Genomic DNA, 15,976 nt, shown 5'->3' on the forward strand with positions numbered 1-15,976 from the left:
CCTGTTCCGCACCGCCGAGGGCACCAAGCTGCTCGAGCTGACCATCAACTCGGCGATCGCCTTCGAGACGGACAGCTACACCGACACCGAGGCCTGGAGCGTCGTGGTGAAGGGAACGGCGAAGACGCTTGTCCACCAGGAGGACATCGACGCCGCCGACCTGCTTCCTCTGACCCCGTGGATCCCGACGCTCAAATACATCTACGTCCGCATCGTCCCGACCGAGATCAGCGGGCGGCGCTTTCTTCTCGGCTCCGAGCCCGAGCGGTACTGAGCCAGAGCGGTACTGAGCGTCGAGGCCCGGAAACCCTCTAGTCCGCCGCCACGTCGAGCGCGTCGAGGTAGAACCAGCGACGCCGCTCCCTGAGGAACCTGCTCGTCTCGTGTTGTCTCTGGCGGTCGGCGCCGACTCGGGAGTACGCGACGAACTCGACCAGACCGTCCGCATCCAGCAGCCCTCCGCGTGCCGTGCGCACGATGTCCAGGCGCGTCCAGACCCGGTCGGTGTCGAGTTCGAGGGCACGCGGACGGGTCCGTGGATGCCAGGTCTCGAGCAGGTACGCGGTCTCGCCGGCGGCGAAGGCGGAATACCGGGACCGCATCAGCTGCTCGGCGGTGGCGGCGACCCGAAGGCCCCGGTGGAGCGGCTGGCAGCACTCGCCGTAGCCGAGGCCGCTGAGGCAGGGGCACCGGCTGCCCGGATCGATGGCCATGGGCCCATGGTATCCGGACGGCCACGACCCGAACCGCGGCTCAGCCGGCGGCCGGAAGCTCCGGGACCACGTTGAAGTTGTCCCGGAAGACGTTTGCCGGGTCGTAGCGGAACTTGAGCGCCCGCAGCCGCCGCATGGTCTCCGCGGGGAAGGCGTCGTCCAGGCGCTCGGCCCGCAGATCCGTCTCGAAGCTCAGGTACAGCCCCGTGAAGTGGTGGTAGATGCCGTCCCACAGCTCGTTCAGCCGATCCGGGTGCGAGCCGAAGGCGGTGACGGAGAAGTTGGCCGAGCGATTCGCGTAGGCCGTCGCCTGCGGGTCGACGTCGGAGACCGCTCCCCCGACGGCGCGGATCTGGAAGAAGTAGACCTCTCCGCTCGCGAGCAGGCGGGCGGTCGCCGCCGCGAACTCCGGCGTGAGGTGATCGATGAGGCCCGACCTCGCGAGGGGCTCCCCGTGCCCGTCGTGATCCGCGCCATCGGCGTTCGCCATGATCGCCGCGTACGGCGTGATCTGCACCGACTGGTCCAGCAGCGGTGCCGTCTCGGCGAGCGGCTGCAGCCGGTCGATGATGGTCTCCGGGTCGTCGGAGTCGACGACGGCCATCACCTGCGCCACCATCGGACGATCCCGCCTCGGCGCCCCCATGATGAGGAAGCTGGTCAGGTCGCGGGGCGCGGATTCGACGACGCCGCCCCAGCGCTCGAGGAAGCCGGCGACGTCGCTCGCGTCGAACACCAGCTGCGCCCATCCGACGTCCCCGATCTCGTCCACCTCGAACTCGAAGGAGGTGACGATGCCGAGGTTCGCCCCGGCCCCGCGGATGCCCCAGAACAGGTCGGCGTTCTCCTCCTCCGAGGCGCGGACCACCGAGCCGTCCGCGAGGACGACCTGGGCGGCGCGGAGATGGTCGATGGTGAGCCCGTGCTCCCGAGCGAGCCAGCCGATGCCGCCTGCCGTGGCGAGGCCGCCGACCCCGACCCCGCCGTAGTCGCCGGAGCTCAGCGCCCAGCCGTGGACGGAGAGGGCGGCCGCGACATCCATCCACCTCGCTCCCGGGCCGATCCGCACCCGCCTGGTCGCCTCGTCGAGGACCTCGATCGTGTTCAGCCGGGAGAGGTCGATGACGATGCCGCCGTCGTTGGTCGACCGGCCGCTGACGCCGTGCCCGCCGCTGCGCACGGCGAGCGCGACGTGCTGGCTCCTGGCGAAGGCGAGGGCCTCGACGACCTCGTCGACACTCCTCACCCGGAGCACCAGGCCGGGGGTTCCCCCGCGCAGATAGGTCGACTTCACGCGGGCGTAGTCCACGTCCCCCGGCTCCACCGCGAGCCCGGCCAACGACGTCGGCAGGCCGTCGTAGTCGATGCCGTCCCTCCGCTTCGCCCTGACCTCGGCCCGCCGGATGAGCCCCTCGGTCACCCCGGCCGCCACCCGCTCCGCGGCGACCGCCTGACGCAGCGCCGGCACGACCTCCTCGGCGAACCGCTGCATCGTCATGGGGTCGTCGGCGGCGAGGATGAACGTCGAGATGCCGTCCTCGATGGCCATCGGCAGCAGTTCCTCCACCCACTGCGCGCTCGGCCCCTGGAGCTGTCCGCCGCGGGACGCGGAGAACCGGCCGCCGATGTTGAGCAGCCGGCGGATCTCCCGCGGATCGCGTCCCGCCGCGGTTGCCGCCTCGTCGATCGCGGCGTTGCCCGCGGCGAGGCCCCCGGGCTCCAGGTAGGAGAGGGAGGGCAGCCAGCCGTCCCCCGTGCGACCGGTGAGCCGGAGCATCCTCGGTTTGTACGCCCCGATCCAGAGGGGGATCTCGTGGGCGGGCGCCGGGCCGCGCTTCGCCCCGTGCAGGGAGTAGTACTGGCCGTCCACCCGCAACGGAGCACGCTCGCCGACCGCCCAGATCCCGCGCATCACCTCGATCGCCTCCGAGAGAGCGTCGACCGCCTGCCCCGCGGTGAGCCTGCGGCCGCCCATCGCCTCGATCGCCTCCCAGAACGCCCCCGCGCCGAGGGCGAGGTCGATGCGGCCCCCGGAGAGCAGGTCGAGACTGGCCGCCGCCCGTGCCGCCACCGCCGGCGGCCGAAGCGGCGTGCTCAGCACGTTCGGGGCGATGTGGATGCGTTCGGTCCGCGCCGCGACCCAGGCCATGAGCGTCCAGGTGTCGAGGAAGGCCGGCTGATAGGGATGATCCTGGAACGTCACCAGGTCGAAGCCGAGCCGCTCGCTCAGCGTGGCCAGCTCCACCGGGGTCTCCGGCGGGCGGTTGACGGGGGCGACGAACGTTCCGAATTGCAGGGGCAGACCATAGTCGGGCATGAGCCAACTCTGCTCCACCGATCGCGAGGAAAACAAACACCGGGTAAGTCGCTTATCCTTAGTAAGTGACCAGAGACATCCAGCCCGCGGACATTCACCACCGCGACATCCAGCACATCGACGACGACGAATGCCGTCGCTTCCAGAGTTCCATCGAGCTCGTGGGCAGGCGATGGAGCTCTGCCATCCTGCTCGCCATGGCTCGCGGTGCCGATCGGTTCAGCGAGATCGTCGCGGTCGTTCCCGGGCTGTCGGACCGGCTCCTGTCGGTGAGAATGAAGGAGCTGGAGCGGGCCGGCCTGGTCGAGCGGGAGGTCATCGCGAGCACCCCCGTCCGGGTGAGGTATCTGCTCACCGCGAGGGGGTCCGACCTCATGAGGTCGCTGCAACCCCTGGTCGACTGGGGGCAGCGCTGGGAGGAGCCGGTCGGGCAGCAGGAGCGCGACTCGGCGTAGGCGGAACCATGGCCGGCGGTCGAGCTCGCCTAGCTGGGGCCGGCCTGCCGCCGATGCCGGGCGGCCAGCCGGGAGACGAGGATCGCCGAGACGACGATGGAGACCGTCGATCCGAGCAGCACGGCCAGGGTCCCCTCGTCGGCGACCTCTGGGTGCCGCGCGAAGGCGAGCTCGTTCATCAGCAGCGACACGGTGAAGCCGACCCCGCCGAGCGCACCGGCGGTGATCAGGGTCCGCGGATCGGGGCGGGATCGACTGCCCTTCGCCCCGACGAAGCTTGCCGCCCACCCACCGAGGCAGATCCCGAGGATCTTGCCGACCGGCAGCGCCACCAGGATGCCCCAGAACGGCGCGGCGAGCTGCGAGGCAGAGACCTGCGGGATGGCGACAAGCGCGGCGGAGAAGGCGAACAGCGGCAGGACGACGCCATTGGTGACCGGCTCCAGAGCGTGACGGAGGCGCATGGCCGGTCGACGGGTCATCGCGAGTCCCAGCGCCACCCCGGCGATGGTGGCGTGGATGCCCGAGAGGTAGACCAGCGCCCAGGCGACCAGGCCGAGAATGACCATCGCGGGGATGACCGCACCGCGGAACCGGCCGCCGAGAAGGCGGCTGAGCAGGCCGAAGAGCACGACGGCGACGGCAGCCAGGGCGATGAGACCGAGGTTCGGATCGGAGGTGAAGAACACGGCGATGATGAGGATCGCGACGATGTCGTCGAGGATGGCGAGCGCGAGGATGAAGATCCGCAGTCGCGAGGGGATCCCCCTGCCGAAGACCGCGAGCACCCCGAGGGCGAAGGCGATGTCGGTCGCCGTCGGTATCGGCCACCCTCCCGCGTATCCGGAGCCCGCCGTGATCCCCAGATAGATGAGCGCGGGCACGAGGACGCCGCCGAGTGCCGCGATGGCCGGGCGCACCGCCTTCGAGACCGTGTCGAGCTGGCCGACCGTCAGCTCGTTCTTCAGTTCGACGGCCACCACGAAGAAGAACAGGGCGAGCAGTCCATCGCTGATCCAGTGCCCGATCGACAGATCGATGCCGGTCCCGGGAACGGCCAGATGCGCATCCTGCAGCCCCATCACCGCCGGTCCGACGGGCGTGTTGGCCACGATCAGGCCCGCGAAGGCGGCGACCAGCAGGAGGACGGCGGCGACACGTTCCGATCGGATGATGCTCATGGGCACTGACGATCCTACCGAGCGGGTCGTCGACCCGGCGGGAAACCGCTCGTCGCCCGGGCTCCTACAGAGAGAGCACCGATCCCGCAAGCCCATGTCGGCGAAAATTCGAAGGAGTACAACTCCAGTCATGGAGAGAATTCACTACGCCGGCGGTTCCGTGCTCACCGGCACGGCCATCGCCAGAGCGCTGCTCGACTACGCTCGCGCTCTGGCCAAGCGAGGGGCGTCGGCGACGGTGGACATCCCGGCCCGGCACTCCGACGGAACGCTGGGCCGGGCGAACTTCCTCATCGGCCCTGCCAGCCAGCTGGTCTCCGAGACGGAGAACAGTGAGTTCGACGAGATCGTCGACGGCCACCTCGTCGAGTCGTTCGAGCGCGAGACCGCCATGCTCGGCGACTCCCGCGCCCTGCCGTTCGACGAGGCCTCCTACACGACCGACCTCGACGGTCTCGACGAGCTCACCGACTGACCGCGGGGTGGGTTCGTCGACGCCCTACTTGGCGTCCGGCGTTCCGTGGACGGCGCTCTCGTCGGTGAGCTGCAGGCCCTGCGGGCTGTTCGACGACCGCACCAGGACCTCGAGCCAGTCCCGGTTGATGGCGGGCATCCGTCCGCCGTTGTAGCGGAACACCAGCGGGATGGAGGTCTCGATCCAGAGCGTGCTGCGACCGTCCCCGACGACGGTCTCGTCCTTCCAGGAGAAGAAGAAGCCCTCGTGCCTCCTGAGCTTCTGTCCCATGGCCAGCTGCAGGTGGGCGAGCACACGGTCGTCGAAGATGATCTCGACGCTTGGTCCGTACAACAGCTTGCCCACAAAAACCCGCTCTCCCGGGCCGCGCCCGCAGAGCGATAGTAGTGGTTCGGTCAGGTTCGGCCCATTTGGAGGGCGGGGATTGACGTGGCCGGAGCGGGGCGGTAAAAGGCCCCGATCCCGTAGGATTCGGTCAGGGCGAGTCCCGGAGACGAGCCCCTCAGAAGAGCCAGAAGGCGGTTGCGAACCCATGCTGTGGTCGGTGTGACGTGGGATTCTCCCTGACCGGACTGGTGATCGCCGCCGTCGTCTTCGCCCCGAGCCTGCTGCTCATCCCCCTTCCGCCCGCGGGCGGCATCGCGCAGCTCGCGACGGCCGGCCCCGTGATCACGGCGTTGGAGCGGGTCGGCCAGGTGAGCTGCATCCTGCTGCTGTGCCTGTCGGGGCGAGAGCTTGCACCGGCGACCGTCGACGCCTGGTTCGTCCTCCTGGCCGTGTGCATCCTCGTCTACTACGGCCTGTGGGCCAGGTACCTGACCCGCGGACGTGACGTCGCCCTGCTGTTCCGCCCGCTGTGGATCATTCCGATCCCCATGGCCGTGTTCCCCGTGCTGACCTTCGCCTTCGCCGCGGCCTGGTCGCGCTCTTCCTGGCTCGCCATCGCGACCGTCGTGCTCGCCGCGGGGCACCTCACCAACAGCTGGTACAGCTACAGGCGCTTCCCCGCGGACTGACCCGGACGGATCGACGGTGCCCCCGTCCTCCGGGGGCGAGGACGATCTTGCCCCGCGTGTGCCGCGCTCGACCGGACCGCCCGCCAGCCTTGACACGCACGTTGTCGCTTGCCTACTGTCGCGGTGTGGGAGACCTCCACCGGGCGTTAGCCGATCCGACCCGAAAGGCTCAAGCTCGATGAGCCGTCGGAGCGGGACGGGCAGGCGATCTCCCGCACCTCGCCGTCCGGGAGGAATGACGCATGGGCATCCGTATCAACGTGACGAGTGTGTTCGTCGACGACCAGGCCAAGGCACTCGCCTTCTACACGCAGCGACTCGGGTTCCTGCCGAAGACCGACGTGCCGGTGGGCGAATTCCGCTGGCTTACCGTCGTCGGCCCCGGTGAGCCTGAAGGCACCGAACTGCTGCTCGAACCCGACCAGCACCCGGCGGCGAAGGCGTACAAGGCGGCACTCGTCGCCGACGGCATCCCGGCCGCGTCGTTCGCGGTCGATGATGTGGCGGAGTCGCACGCCGGGCTCTCCGCACAGGGTGTCCGTTTCACGCAGGAGCCGATCACGATGGGACCGGTCGTCACCGCAATCCTCGATGACACCTGCGGCAATCTCATCCAGCTCACGAGCGCGGCATGAAGAACGGCCGCCCGTGATGGTCCGATTCGACCTTCGCCCGCCCCGTGCATCGAGGCGCGTCGACGGTGCCAGGCCCCTGTCGGACAGCCGGTTCGGTGCCGAGGTGGCGGATCCCGAGCTCTTCCACGACAGCCTCCGAGACCTCAGTATGGTGGTTGCGAATTCAATCACAGGGAACGGAGCAGCGATGGCCGTACGCGTCGACCTCAACATCTCGCTCGACGGGTTCATGACCACGACGGATCAGACCCCCGAGAACCCGCTGGGCGAAGACTGGTCACGTCTCGTGGCGGCATACGTCGCAACGCGCACCTTTCGGGAGCGCGTGCTCCACGACACCAGCGGCGAGGGCACGACCGGCGTCGACGACAAGTATGCGAAGGCGTACTTCGCCGAGATCGGCGCCGAGATCATGGGCGCGGGCATGTTCGGCCTGCACGATTTCCCGGACGATCCCGACTGGCGCGGCTGGTGGGGCGAGGAGCCGCCCTTCCGGGCCCCCGTCTTCGTCCTCACGCACATTCGGCGGCCGTCGATCGAGATGGCCGGCGGCACCACCTTCCATTTCCTCTCCGCGACTCCGCACGAGGCACTCGATCGCGCACTCGCGGCCGCAGGCAGCAAGGATGTCCGCATCGGCGGTGGCGGCACGGTGGCGCGCGACTTCCTCAGGGCGGGCCTCGTCGACTGGTTGCACGTCGGCATCGCGCCGATCCTGCTCGGGAGCGGCATCCGGCTCTGGGACGACCTGCGCGGCCTCGAGTCCGGCTACGAGGTGACGACAGACGTTGCCGAAAGCGGCATTACTCACCTGACGTTCCGGAGGTGACGGAATCGGTGAGCAGGCCGGCCACGCATCGCTGGATTCTCCATCCTCGACCCGGACGCAGCCTGACCGACCAGGACACAGGAATGGCCGACGTCGAGGTCACTGACGATGGACCGGTCATCGTCTCTCGAGGCATCTGGAAACTGTCTCCCTTAGGTCCGCTGGCGGCTCATGACTCAATCTCCTCAGCGACCAGGGGAAGCGGGTTCTGAGGCCAGTGCTGCCCGGAGGTCGGCGAAACCGGTCCTCAGGAGGGTGGCGTAGTCGTCCGATGCGCCGGCCAGCCATTCGAGCCTGGCCCTCGAGAGCACCGCGATGCCGCTCACCGCGGCCAATACGGCGACCGGTGCGCGCACACCCCGGGTCTCGAGAGCCTCGGCGACACCGGAGATCAGGTGTGCCTCCTTGCTCAGCTCGCGCTCACGGAGTTCGGGCGCCGCCGCTATCACCGCCTGGCGCCGTTTCTTGAGATCGCCCTCGTGCTCGAGTGCGGGAATCATGGCCAGAAAGGCTCGGAGAAGCGTCTCGGAGGGGCTGAGACCCGCGGGGACCTCGGCGACCGCCCCCGCGAGTGCGTGCTGCAGGGCTCCTTCACCGTCGAAGAGGGCCTCCCGCTTGTCGGAGAAGTGCCGAAAGTAGGTGCGCTCCGTGACATCGGCTCGATCGGCGATGTCGGCGGCCGTCGTTCGGTCGTAGCCACGTTCGGAGAAGAGGTCGAGCGCCGCTCGGAGGAGTCGGTCGCGTACGTCCTTCCTGCTGCCCGCCATGGGACCAGACTACCGCAGATCGTCAGTTACTGACTTTAGGAGTAGGGTGGATCATTGTCAGTCACTGACGATGATGAAGGAGTCCGCATGACCACCCCACCCTTCCGCCCCACTCGCACACGTGCCGTCCGCTTCGATCGGTACGGCGGCCGGGAGGTTCTCACCGTCGGCGAGGTCGACCTTCCCGAGCTCGGCCCGGGCGAGGTCCTCGTGCAGATTCGGGCGGCCGGCATCAACCCCGGCGAGGCCATCATCCGCTCGGGCCTCCTCCACGACCGACTGCCGGCGACCTTCCCGTCCGGACAGGGGACCGACCTCGCGGGTGTTGTCGTCGAGACGGCGGCTGATGTCTCCGCGTTCGTCGCCGGGGATGAGGTGCTCGGGTTCTCCTGGGCGCGTTCGAGCCACGCCGGACACGTCGTCGTGCCGGCCCCGCAGCTCATCGCCAAACCGAAGGCACTGTCGTGGGAGGTCGCGGGTGCCCTCGATGTCGCCGGCACCACGGCCTACGCAGCCGTCCGAGCTGTCCGCGTGCAGCCGGGGGATGTCGTCGCGGTTTCGGCAGCGACGGGAGGGGTCGGAACCCTCGTCGTGCAGCTCCTCGTCCGGCACGGGGCGAGGGTGCTCGGCATCGCGTCGTCGACGAACGCCGACTGGCTGGTCGCGCACGAGGTGACACCGATCGAATACGGCGACGGACTCGAAGACCGCCTCCGCGCAGCGGCACCCGACGGCATCGACGCCTTCATCGACCTCTTCGGACCCGGATACGTCCGCCTGGCCGCACGACTCGGTGTGCCGACCGACCGCATCAACACGATCGTCGTCTCCGACGCCGCCGTCGAACTCGCCACGCGGATGGACGGCGCGGGGGCGCTCACCTTCGACGAGGCGCACGGCGCGCTGGGCGAACTCGCCGACGCATTGGCCGCCGGGACGATCGAACTGCCCATCGCGGCGACCTACCCGCTGGATCGAGTCGTGGACGCGTTCGAGGAACTCGAGCGCCGGCACTCCTTCGGGAAGATCGTGCTCGTCCCGTGAATGCGGTCCTCGTCTTGCTCCGGCGAAGGTCGATCCCAGCCTTTTCGACGGGACGGATCCGCCACACAGCGCTGGCCTGAACCGCGACCTCTGGCACCGAAGAGCGGCCGACATGCTCCACGAGGGCGGTCCGGGATTGGTTCGATCACGAACGCTGCCGCGATCGGGGTGGCAGCGCCAAGGCCCTCAGCGCACGCCGTCCCAGGGGATGCGTGTGGCGCGATCCGGGTCGTCCAGAGTGGCGCTCTTCGTGTCGAATCGGCGCACCTGTCGGGCGTCGGCGGCGTAGGGCGCCCACCCCGGGTCGCCCGTGCGCGCGAACCGTATCCATGCGTCGTGCATCTCGCGGGCGAGGGCGGGGGATGCGGCGTCGCCGAGGAGCATGCGCCATCCGGGATCGTCGAGATTGTCGAACACGAAGGGCAGTTCCGCGGCATGGCACGCACCGAGCTCGCCGCCGAAAGCGGGCGACCGCCAGGCGAACTCATACAGGTAGCTGTGCCCGTGAGCCTCGGCCGTGCGAATGGCCGGGATACGGTAGATCCAGTCCGTCGTCATCGCCACCGCGGCGTCCGCGGGGTGGCTGTAGGCCTTCCGGTAGGCGCGCGCCACGCGCAGCGGAACATGGGACTTGATGGCGAGCAGCCAGAACAGGGACCAGCGGACCTTGTCGACTCCGGAGGGGGCCAGGGCGAGACGGGTCTCCTCGGCATTCCAACCCACGAGCAGTTCGACCTCGGCTGCGGCGCCCATGGCGACCGCATCGATCGGACGGCCCGGCAGCGAAGCGCCGTCCACGATCGGCTCGAAGGGAAGCCCATTGCGGGCGACGTCGCCCCAACGTGACTTCAGCGGTGTTCGCTGCACGGCTGCGAGCAGCTGGCGCTGTGCCGCCAGCACGTCTTCGCTCGGCGCGCGTCCGATCGCCTCGAGCGACGGGTTGACATGGAGCATTCGCGCCAGCGCGGTGGCGACCTTATGTGCGGAACCGGCGCTGATGGAATGGAACGTCGACCCCGACTGCATGATGGCGCGCCGGAAGAGTCCGCGGGCGGCGGGCATCGCGAGCAGTGCGCCGATGCTCATCCCACCGGACGACTCCCCGAACACCGTGACCTGTTCTGGGTCGCCGCCGAACGCAGCAATGTTGTCGTGCACCCACTGCAGGGCGCAGATCTGGTCGAGCAAGGAGATGTTCGCGGGACCGTCACCGAACCAGACCATGCCCTCTGCGCCGAGCCGATAGTTGATCGTCACCAGCACGACACCGTCCTGCGCGAAGCGCGCGCCGTCATAGGCGCTCACCGAGCCGGAGCCGCTCCACCACCCGCCGCCGTGGATGAACACCATCACCGCGTGAGCGGAGCCATCCGGCGGCGCCCAGACATTCAGATTGAGGTAGTCCTCGCCGGGTGCAACCCGGTTCGGGAGGATCTCACCGAATGCTCCCGAACCGTCGAGTTGTGGAGCGGTCGGGCCGTAGTCGGCGGCGTCGTAGACCTCGGCGAAGGGAGCGCGTGGCACAGGCGGACGGAACCGCCGTTCGCCGAGCGGTGGTTCCGCATAGGGGATGCCGAGGAAACGGCGTACTCCGCTTTCGTCAACGCGACCACGAACCTCGCCAATGGGCGCTCTCACAGTGGTTGTCTCCGGCTCGTTCGTCACGATCGTTTCTGCCTTTCATTTCCCTCTGCACAATGTCCTGAGGTTGGTCGCCCCGGCAGCGCAGAGTCGCGCCGGTCGCCGGGGTAGTCGTTCACGCTGAGCTGGGCCGGGTCGTATCCCTCTGGCAGCCCGCTGACATCGATGACGACGCGATCACCGTCGCGCAGGTCCACGTAGTTGTCACTAAAACGCACCCCTCGAGCGGGCGTGAGCACATGAACGAAGTACGCGAACCCCGATGCCGTGATGGTCAGTCGGGCGGTGGCAGGACCGGTCGCCTCCGCGACGACATCGAGCGATCCGGTTCCGAGGGGCAGCTCCTTGATTTCCCCGAAGAAGAGTCGATTCGAGGGGAACAGACCGTCGGGGCTCTCGGCCCAGGCGTACCGGTCGACGGTCAGCGGCAGGTCCGCGCCCGACCAGACAGCCTGGGATTGCCCGGGTTCCAGCTCGAAAGCGATCGTCTCACGCAGCTCCTCCCTGCCCGCGAAGGTTGCGAGCGTCACAACGGCGGTGCCGCACGCCATCGTGCGACCGCTGTTGGTCACCCAGAGCTGCAGTGCGCCGTCCTGCACCCGAAAGCTCGTCAGCACTGGGACATAGGCCCGCGAGAGGTAGTGGTAGCTGGCTTTGGGCACGAGATCGTGGTCGACGACGGACCAGCTGAAGCCGGGCCAGACGTCATTGAACTGCCAGACCAGGGTGCCGCTGCAGTGAGGCTGCCGTCGTCGGTAGTGCTCGACCCCGAACTTCAGACCTTCAGCCTGCGAGATCATCGTACGGTCGACGTAGTGCTCGATCGTCTGCGGGATCCCTGTAACGATCTCGAGCACGGCGTCGTGTTTGTCCTTCGGATTGTCTTTGTTGTGCTGGTCGAACGACGGGCTGTGCACTTCGAGGGCCTCTTCGGGGAGCCAGCGCCGCAGCGTAGACAGCTCGGGCGAGGCGTGGATGCCGAACTCACTGATGAACTTGCCCCGATCATTCGCATAGCGGCGATAGTGACGGCTTTCCCCCACCGAGGCGTACGGACCACCGCCGGCGCCGAGCTCAAGACCGTGCCACACCTCCCACGCGTGGCGGTCGCCGTCGAGCACACCGTTGGCCGCCAGAACGCCCTCGCTGGGATCTTCACCCCAGGGACTCCCCGGCCAGTACGGCACTGCGCCGTCGTGTGCGGCGACCGCGTTGGGCAGCACGCGGTAAAAAAAGTCGTAGCCCCACGACCCGGGTTCATAGTTGCCGTAGGCGAGACCGTGAAACACCTGTACTTCGTTGTTGCCTGCCCAGATGGCCAGGCTGGCGCGGTTGCGCAGCCGCGTGACCTGATACTTGGCCTCGAGTTCGACCTCGCGCAGAAGAACGGGGTCGTCGCTCGGATAGTCGATGCACGCGAACATGAAATCCTGCCACACGAGCACGCCGAGCTCGTCGCACGCCTGGTAGAAGGCGTCCTGTTCGTAGATACCGCCGCCCCAGACCCGCAACATGTTCATCCCCGCGTCACGCGCGAGTCCCACAAGCTCCCGGTACCGTTCGGCAGCGACCGAGCCCACGAGCATGTCGGCGGGCAGCCACGCGGCGCCGCGGGCGAAGATCGGCGTGCCGTTGAGAACGAAGCGAAAGCGGCGTCCCCCCTCCGGGTCCTCTCCTCGGTCGAGAGCGATCGTGCGAAGCCCGACCCGGTCCCCGATATGATGCAGGACCGTTTCGCCGTCGAGCAGCACGATCCTCACCTCGTACAGCGTCGGCGTACCGAGGTCGTGACTCCACCACAGCTCCACCTCGCGCACGATGACGGTCCCGCGGGCGATCCCATTCTCGACCGGGAGCTCCACCGTCGTGACCAAGCCCGAAGGCGCGGTGAGCTCGACCCGCGCGGTCAGGGCCTCCTCGGTCGCGAAGCGGTCGACCTCGATGAGCACATTGACGAGCGCGGATCCGTCGGCTTGCAGGGCGTCAGTGCGGATGTGGTGCCCGATGACGACGGCCTCGCGCTCGACGAGCAGTTCGACCGGTCTCCAGATGCCGATCGATGGCAGACGCGGCCCGAAGTCCCATCCCCAGGAGAACGCCGCCTTGCGGCGCTGCGAGGCGAACGGCATGATCGCGGTCAAAGTGGACTCACCGCCGCCATCCTCGGCTCCTGCCGCCGAGGATGCCTTCGCGAGCCGCTCGGCCATTCGCACGGCGGCGCCTGACATCTCCAAGCCCTCGAGCGGCGGCGAGAAGCGCAGCAGCAGCTCGTTGCCAGCCTCGAGCCGGTCGGTCACGTCGAACTCGGCGGGGCGGAACATGTTCTCATGGTGGCCAAGCAGGCTCCCGTTCAGCCAAATATCGACAACCGTGTCGAGGCCATGGAACACCAACCTGGCCCGCTCGCCGTGCCCCGCTGGTTGGGATGCTGCAAAAGATGCCCGGAACCACCAGTCGCGGTCCTCAATCCACCGCGCGTCCTCCTCCTGCCGGTCCCAGTACGGACTGGCGATCCGGCCGGCCGCCAGCAGTGATTCATGAACACCGCCCGGCACGACCGCAGGAGCCCAGCCTAAGTGCGGCAATACCGTTGGATCGAGCCCCTGCTCGGTTCCTATGAGCTCGAATCCGGTGATCTGCATATCTGTATTCTCTGTTTTCTCGCGTGATTCTGATTCGTCGTGCGGGCGTCAGGCCCGCGTGATCGGGGCCGTCCAGCGACCAGTGAGATGCTCGCAGCCGATCTCGGGAATGCGGATGACTGCCACGGCACCGAGCAATGCGACCACCGCCAGCGTGAGGAAGAACGCGGGAAAGCCTCCGAGGGCGAGCAGCATGGGCGCGAAGAACGGCACCAGCGACTGCGGGAGCGAATTGGCGATGTTGATGATCGCGAGGTCCTTTCCTGCCTCCTCTTCGTTCGGCAGCACGCGAACGCAGAGCGCGAGGTCCACGGCGAGGAACGACCCGGCACCGAGCCCGAGCAGGATCGAGGCGACGAAGACCATGGTGAGGTCGGGGGCGAACGCCATCATGACGAGTGCCGCGGCGACCGCGATCCCCGCGAAGATCGCGAAGGGCTTCTGCCGCTTGACCGCATCGGAGAGATATCCGGCGGCGATGCTCGTGATTGCCACGCACAGCACGGAGACGATGCCGATGGCTAGCACGATCCCCCCGACGTCATGCTCGTCATACCCGAAACGCTGCATGAGGAAGAAGGTGTTGTATCCGCCGCTGGCGTATCCGCACATGATGAGGAAGCGCGTCAGCCACGCCCATCCGAAGGCGGGATGGCGCCGCGGATTGAACCAGAAAGTGCTGAGTATCGTGCGTAGGTCGAGGGGCGGCTTGGGAGCCGTGCTCCGGGGATCGCGCAGCAGCACCACGGCCAAGAGACTTGCGCCCACGGCGACCGCAGCCACGATGATCCATTGCCGAGAGCTGCCCGCCGGCGCGGTATTGGCGAGGGCGATGCCCGCAATGGGCCCAACCGAGGCAGCGAATCCGACCAGCCCGGACACTCCGCCTCGACGGGCCGCCGGCACCTGGTCGGCCACGAGCGCGTTGTTCGCGGCGTATTGGAAATTCGCTGCCGCCTGCACCAGGCACCACAGCACGACAACCTGCCACACCTGAGTTGTCGCGCTCATCGCGATGAGCGTGAGAGCGAGGGCGAGCGAACCGCTGAGTATCCAGGTCCGACGGCGTCCGAGTCGTGCTCTGGTGCGGTCGGAGACGCGACCGGCGATGGGGTTGAAGAGGAGCGCGACCAGGGCTCCAAACCCCGTGACGATCCCGAACGCGGTAGTAGCGTCGGCGCCGGCGATTGCGTTCAGGTGCAGCGCCAGCAGGAGTTGAAGCGGCGTCACGAGCGCGACACAGAACCCGAGTTGCGACAACAGGAGGGCGGGAACGAAACGACCGAACGGGGTGGCTTTCACCGCTCCAGGTTCGACGGGAAGGGCGACACGCTCCTGTGTCATGGGACACACTCCTTCGTGGTGAGATTATTGGAAGGCTAACCATTTTGGGAACACTTATCAAATTAAGAAGATTTCGCGGTTTGCTATCATGATGCCCATGGGACTAAGAGAGCAGAAGGCCCGCCTCGTCCGGTACGCCATATATGAGGCAACGCTCAGCCTGGCCGAAGAGGTGGGCTATGAAGCCGCCACCATCGACCAGGTTGCGGACCGGGCCGAGGTCGGAGTCTCGACCGTCTATCGGTACTTCGAGAACAAGGATGCGATCCTGCTCGCCCCCATCGAGGAGGGCATCGGCGCGCTCGCCACGTCCTTCGCCTCCCGCCCTCCCGACGAAGACGTCCCGACGGCTCTCGCCCACGCGATCTCCTCCGTGCTGGACCGCTCGGAGGAGGACCGAGCAGCGATCCGCCGTTTGAGTGCCCAAATCGATCTTGCGTCTGGACCACGCGCCCGCCTCTGGGATCTCCGAAATCGGCAACGCACGCTACTTGAAGAGGCGGTCCTCGCCCGACTCGGCGCGGATGCCGACCCGCTCTGGGCCGCTGCCGCCGCTCGGACCTCCACCATGGTGGTCGAGATGGCGGGCGAAAACGACCGCCTGGACCAGAGCCAGACGCCGTACGAGTTCTTTCGCCGAACGTTGTCCATGCTCCACGGTGAGAATCCGCCATTACCAGCGATTGTCGAGCCGGCTCCGCTTCCTGGCGACTGATGAGGGGGCTCCCGCCCGTAGCCTCCGCCGCGGGGAACGGAGCCACCCGGAGTCCGTTGCCACAACGGCCCATCAGGTGATCTGGCGAGCCTCAGGTTTGATGGAGGTGATCTGCCGCGCCGTCCACGAGGAGACCTCTCTGCCCTGACGTGGACACGTTCACGGTGCACGGATGACCGGGCCTGTCGCCTGCCTTCTCGAC

16 protein-coding genes are annotated in these 15,976 nt (G+C 67.9%); 8 read left to right on the forward strand and 8 right to left on the reverse strand.

Annotated elements, in window-relative coordinates; genetic code table 11:
* Nucleotides 1-274 (forward strand): pyridoxamine 5'-phosphate oxidase family protein (locus VGC18_RS00855; RefSeq protein WP_331093244.1); only part of this gene is annotated, 274 nt, incomplete at its 5' end.
* 37 nt (nucleotides 275-311) lie between these two features.
* On the opposite strand, the gene VGC18_RS00860 is transcribed toward VGC18_RS00855, so the two are convergent.
* Together VGC18_RS00860 and VGC18_RS00865 are read right to left on the reverse strand one after the other, a co-directional pair.
* On the reverse strand, nucleotides 312-713 hold the full coding sequence (locus VGC18_RS00860) for a YchJ family protein (protein WP_331093246.1): 402 nt from the start codon (nucleotides 711-713) through the stop codon (nucleotides 312-314).
* Between the two features lie 40 nt (nucleotides 714-753).
* Nucleotides 754-3,030, reverse strand: a complete 2,277-nt coding sequence (locus VGC18_RS00865; RefSeq protein ID WP_331093248.1) for an LLM class flavin-dependent oxidoreductase — start codon at nucleotides 3,028-3,030, stop codon at nucleotides 754-756.
* 65 nt (nucleotides 3,031-3,095) lie between these two features.
* Here VGC18_RS00865 and VGC18_RS00870 point away from each other — a divergent pair, with 65 nt between their 5' ends.
* Nucleotides 3,096-3,485, forward strand: a complete 390-nt coding sequence (locus VGC18_RS00870; protein WP_331093250.1) for a helix-turn-helix domain-containing protein — start codon at nucleotides 3,096-3,098, stop codon at nucleotides 3,483-3,485.
* A gap of 29 nt (nucleotides 3,486-3,514) precedes the next feature.
* Here VGC18_RS00870 and VGC18_RS00875 read toward each other — a convergent pair whose 3' ends face one another.
* Nucleotides 3,515-4,666 (reverse strand): Na+/H+ antiporter NhaA, encoded by a 1,152-nt coding sequence (locus VGC18_RS00875; RefSeq protein WP_331093252.1) that lies wholly within the window; start codon nucleotides 4,664-4,666, stop codon nucleotides 3,515-3,517.
* Nucleotides 4,667-4,796: 130 nt separating this feature from the next.
* Between VGC18_RS00875 and VGC18_RS00880 the strand changes: the two genes are divergently transcribed.
* Nucleotides 4,797-5,141, forward strand: a complete 345-nt coding sequence (locus VGC18_RS00880; protein ID WP_331093254.1) for a hypothetical protein — start codon at nucleotides 4,797-4,799, stop codon at nucleotides 5,139-5,141.
* 24 nt (nucleotides 5,142-5,165) lie between these two features.
* On the opposite strand, the gene VGC18_RS00885 is transcribed toward VGC18_RS00880, so the two are convergent.
* Complete coding sequence (locus VGC18_RS00885; protein ID WP_331093256.1) at nucleotides 5,166-5,486, reverse strand: ATP-dependent DNA ligase; 321 nt, start codon at nucleotides 5,484-5,486, stop codon at nucleotides 5,166-5,168.
* Nucleotides 5,487-5,692: 206 nt separating this feature from the next.
* On the opposite strand from VGC18_RS00885, the gene VGC18_RS00890 reads away from it, so the two are divergent.
* The 3 genes from VGC18_RS00890 (at nucleotide 5,693) to VGC18_RS00900 (ending at nucleotide 7,621) form a co-directional block, all read left to right on the forward strand.
* Nucleotides 5,693-6,157: a hypothetical protein gene (locus VGC18_RS00890; RefSeq protein WP_331093258.1), complete on the forward strand. Its 465-nt coding sequence runs from the start codon at nucleotides 5,693-5,695 to the stop codon at nucleotides 6,155-6,157.
* 242 nt (nucleotides 6,158-6,399) lie between these two features.
* Nucleotides 6,400-6,792: a VOC family protein gene (locus tag VGC18_RS00895; protein ID WP_331093260.1), complete on the forward strand. Its 393-nt coding sequence runs from the start codon at nucleotides 6,400-6,402 to the stop codon at nucleotides 6,790-6,792.
* A 187-nt stretch (nucleotides 6,793-6,979) separates the two neighbouring features.
* Entirely contained in the window at nucleotides 6,980-7,621 is a 642-nt protein-coding gene (locus tag VGC18_RS00900) for a dihydrofolate reductase family protein (RefSeq protein ID WP_331093262.1), read from the forward strand.
* 185 nt (nucleotides 7,622-7,806) lie between these two features.
* Here the strand turns inward: VGC18_RS00900 and VGC18_RS00905 are convergent, their stop codons facing one another.
* Entirely contained in the window at nucleotides 7,807-8,388 is a 582-nt protein-coding gene (locus VGC18_RS00905; RefSeq protein WP_331093264.1) for a helix-turn-helix domain-containing protein, read from the reverse strand.
* An 87-nt stretch (nucleotides 8,389-8,475) separates the two neighbouring features.
* On the opposite strand from VGC18_RS00905, the gene VGC18_RS00910 reads away from it, so the two are divergent.
* Complete coding sequence (locus tag VGC18_RS00910; RefSeq protein WP_331093266.1) at nucleotides 8,476-9,432, forward strand: NADP-dependent oxidoreductase; 957 nt, start codon at nucleotides 8,476-8,478, stop codon at nucleotides 9,430-9,432.
* A gap of 186 nt (nucleotides 9,433-9,618) precedes the next feature.
* On the opposite strand, the gene VGC18_RS00915 is transcribed toward VGC18_RS00910, so the two are convergent.
* The 3 genes from VGC18_RS00915 to VGC18_RS00925 are packed head-to-tail and all read right to left on the reverse strand — an operon-like array spanning nucleotide 9,619 to nucleotide 15,059.
* Entirely contained in the window at nucleotides 9,619-11,097 is a 1,479-nt protein-coding gene (locus tag VGC18_RS00915) for a carboxylesterase/lipase family protein (RefSeq protein WP_331093268.1), read from the reverse strand.
* On the reverse strand, nucleotides 11,094-13,715 hold the full coding sequence (locus VGC18_RS00920) for a glycoside hydrolase family 2 protein (RefSeq protein WP_331093270.1): 2,622 nt from the start codon (nucleotides 13,713-13,715) through the stop codon (nucleotides 11,094-11,096). Before VGC18_RS00920 ends, VGC18_RS00915 begins: the two co-directional genes overlap by 4 nt.
* 48 nt (nucleotides 13,716-13,763) lie before the next feature.
* Complete coding sequence (locus VGC18_RS00925) at nucleotides 13,764-15,059, reverse strand: MFS transporter (protein WP_331093272.1); 1,296 nt, start codon at nucleotides 15,057-15,059, stop codon at nucleotides 13,764-13,766.
* A 97-nt stretch (nucleotides 15,060-15,156) separates the two neighbouring features.
* Here VGC18_RS00925 and VGC18_RS00930 point away from each other — a divergent pair, with 97 nt between their 5' ends.
* Nucleotides 15,157-15,774 (forward strand): helix-turn-helix domain-containing protein, encoded by a 618-nt coding sequence (locus VGC18_RS00930; protein ID WP_331093274.1) that lies wholly within the window; start codon nucleotides 15,157-15,159, stop codon nucleotides 15,772-15,774.
* The last annotated feature ends 202 nt before the right edge of the window (nucleotides 15,775-15,976 follow it).

Source organism: Lacisediminihabitans sp., from assembly GCF_036404185.1.
In the GTDB taxonomy this organism is placed as follows: domain Bacteria; phylum Actinomycetota; class Actinomycetes; order Actinomycetales; family Microbacteriaceae; genus Lacisediminihabitans.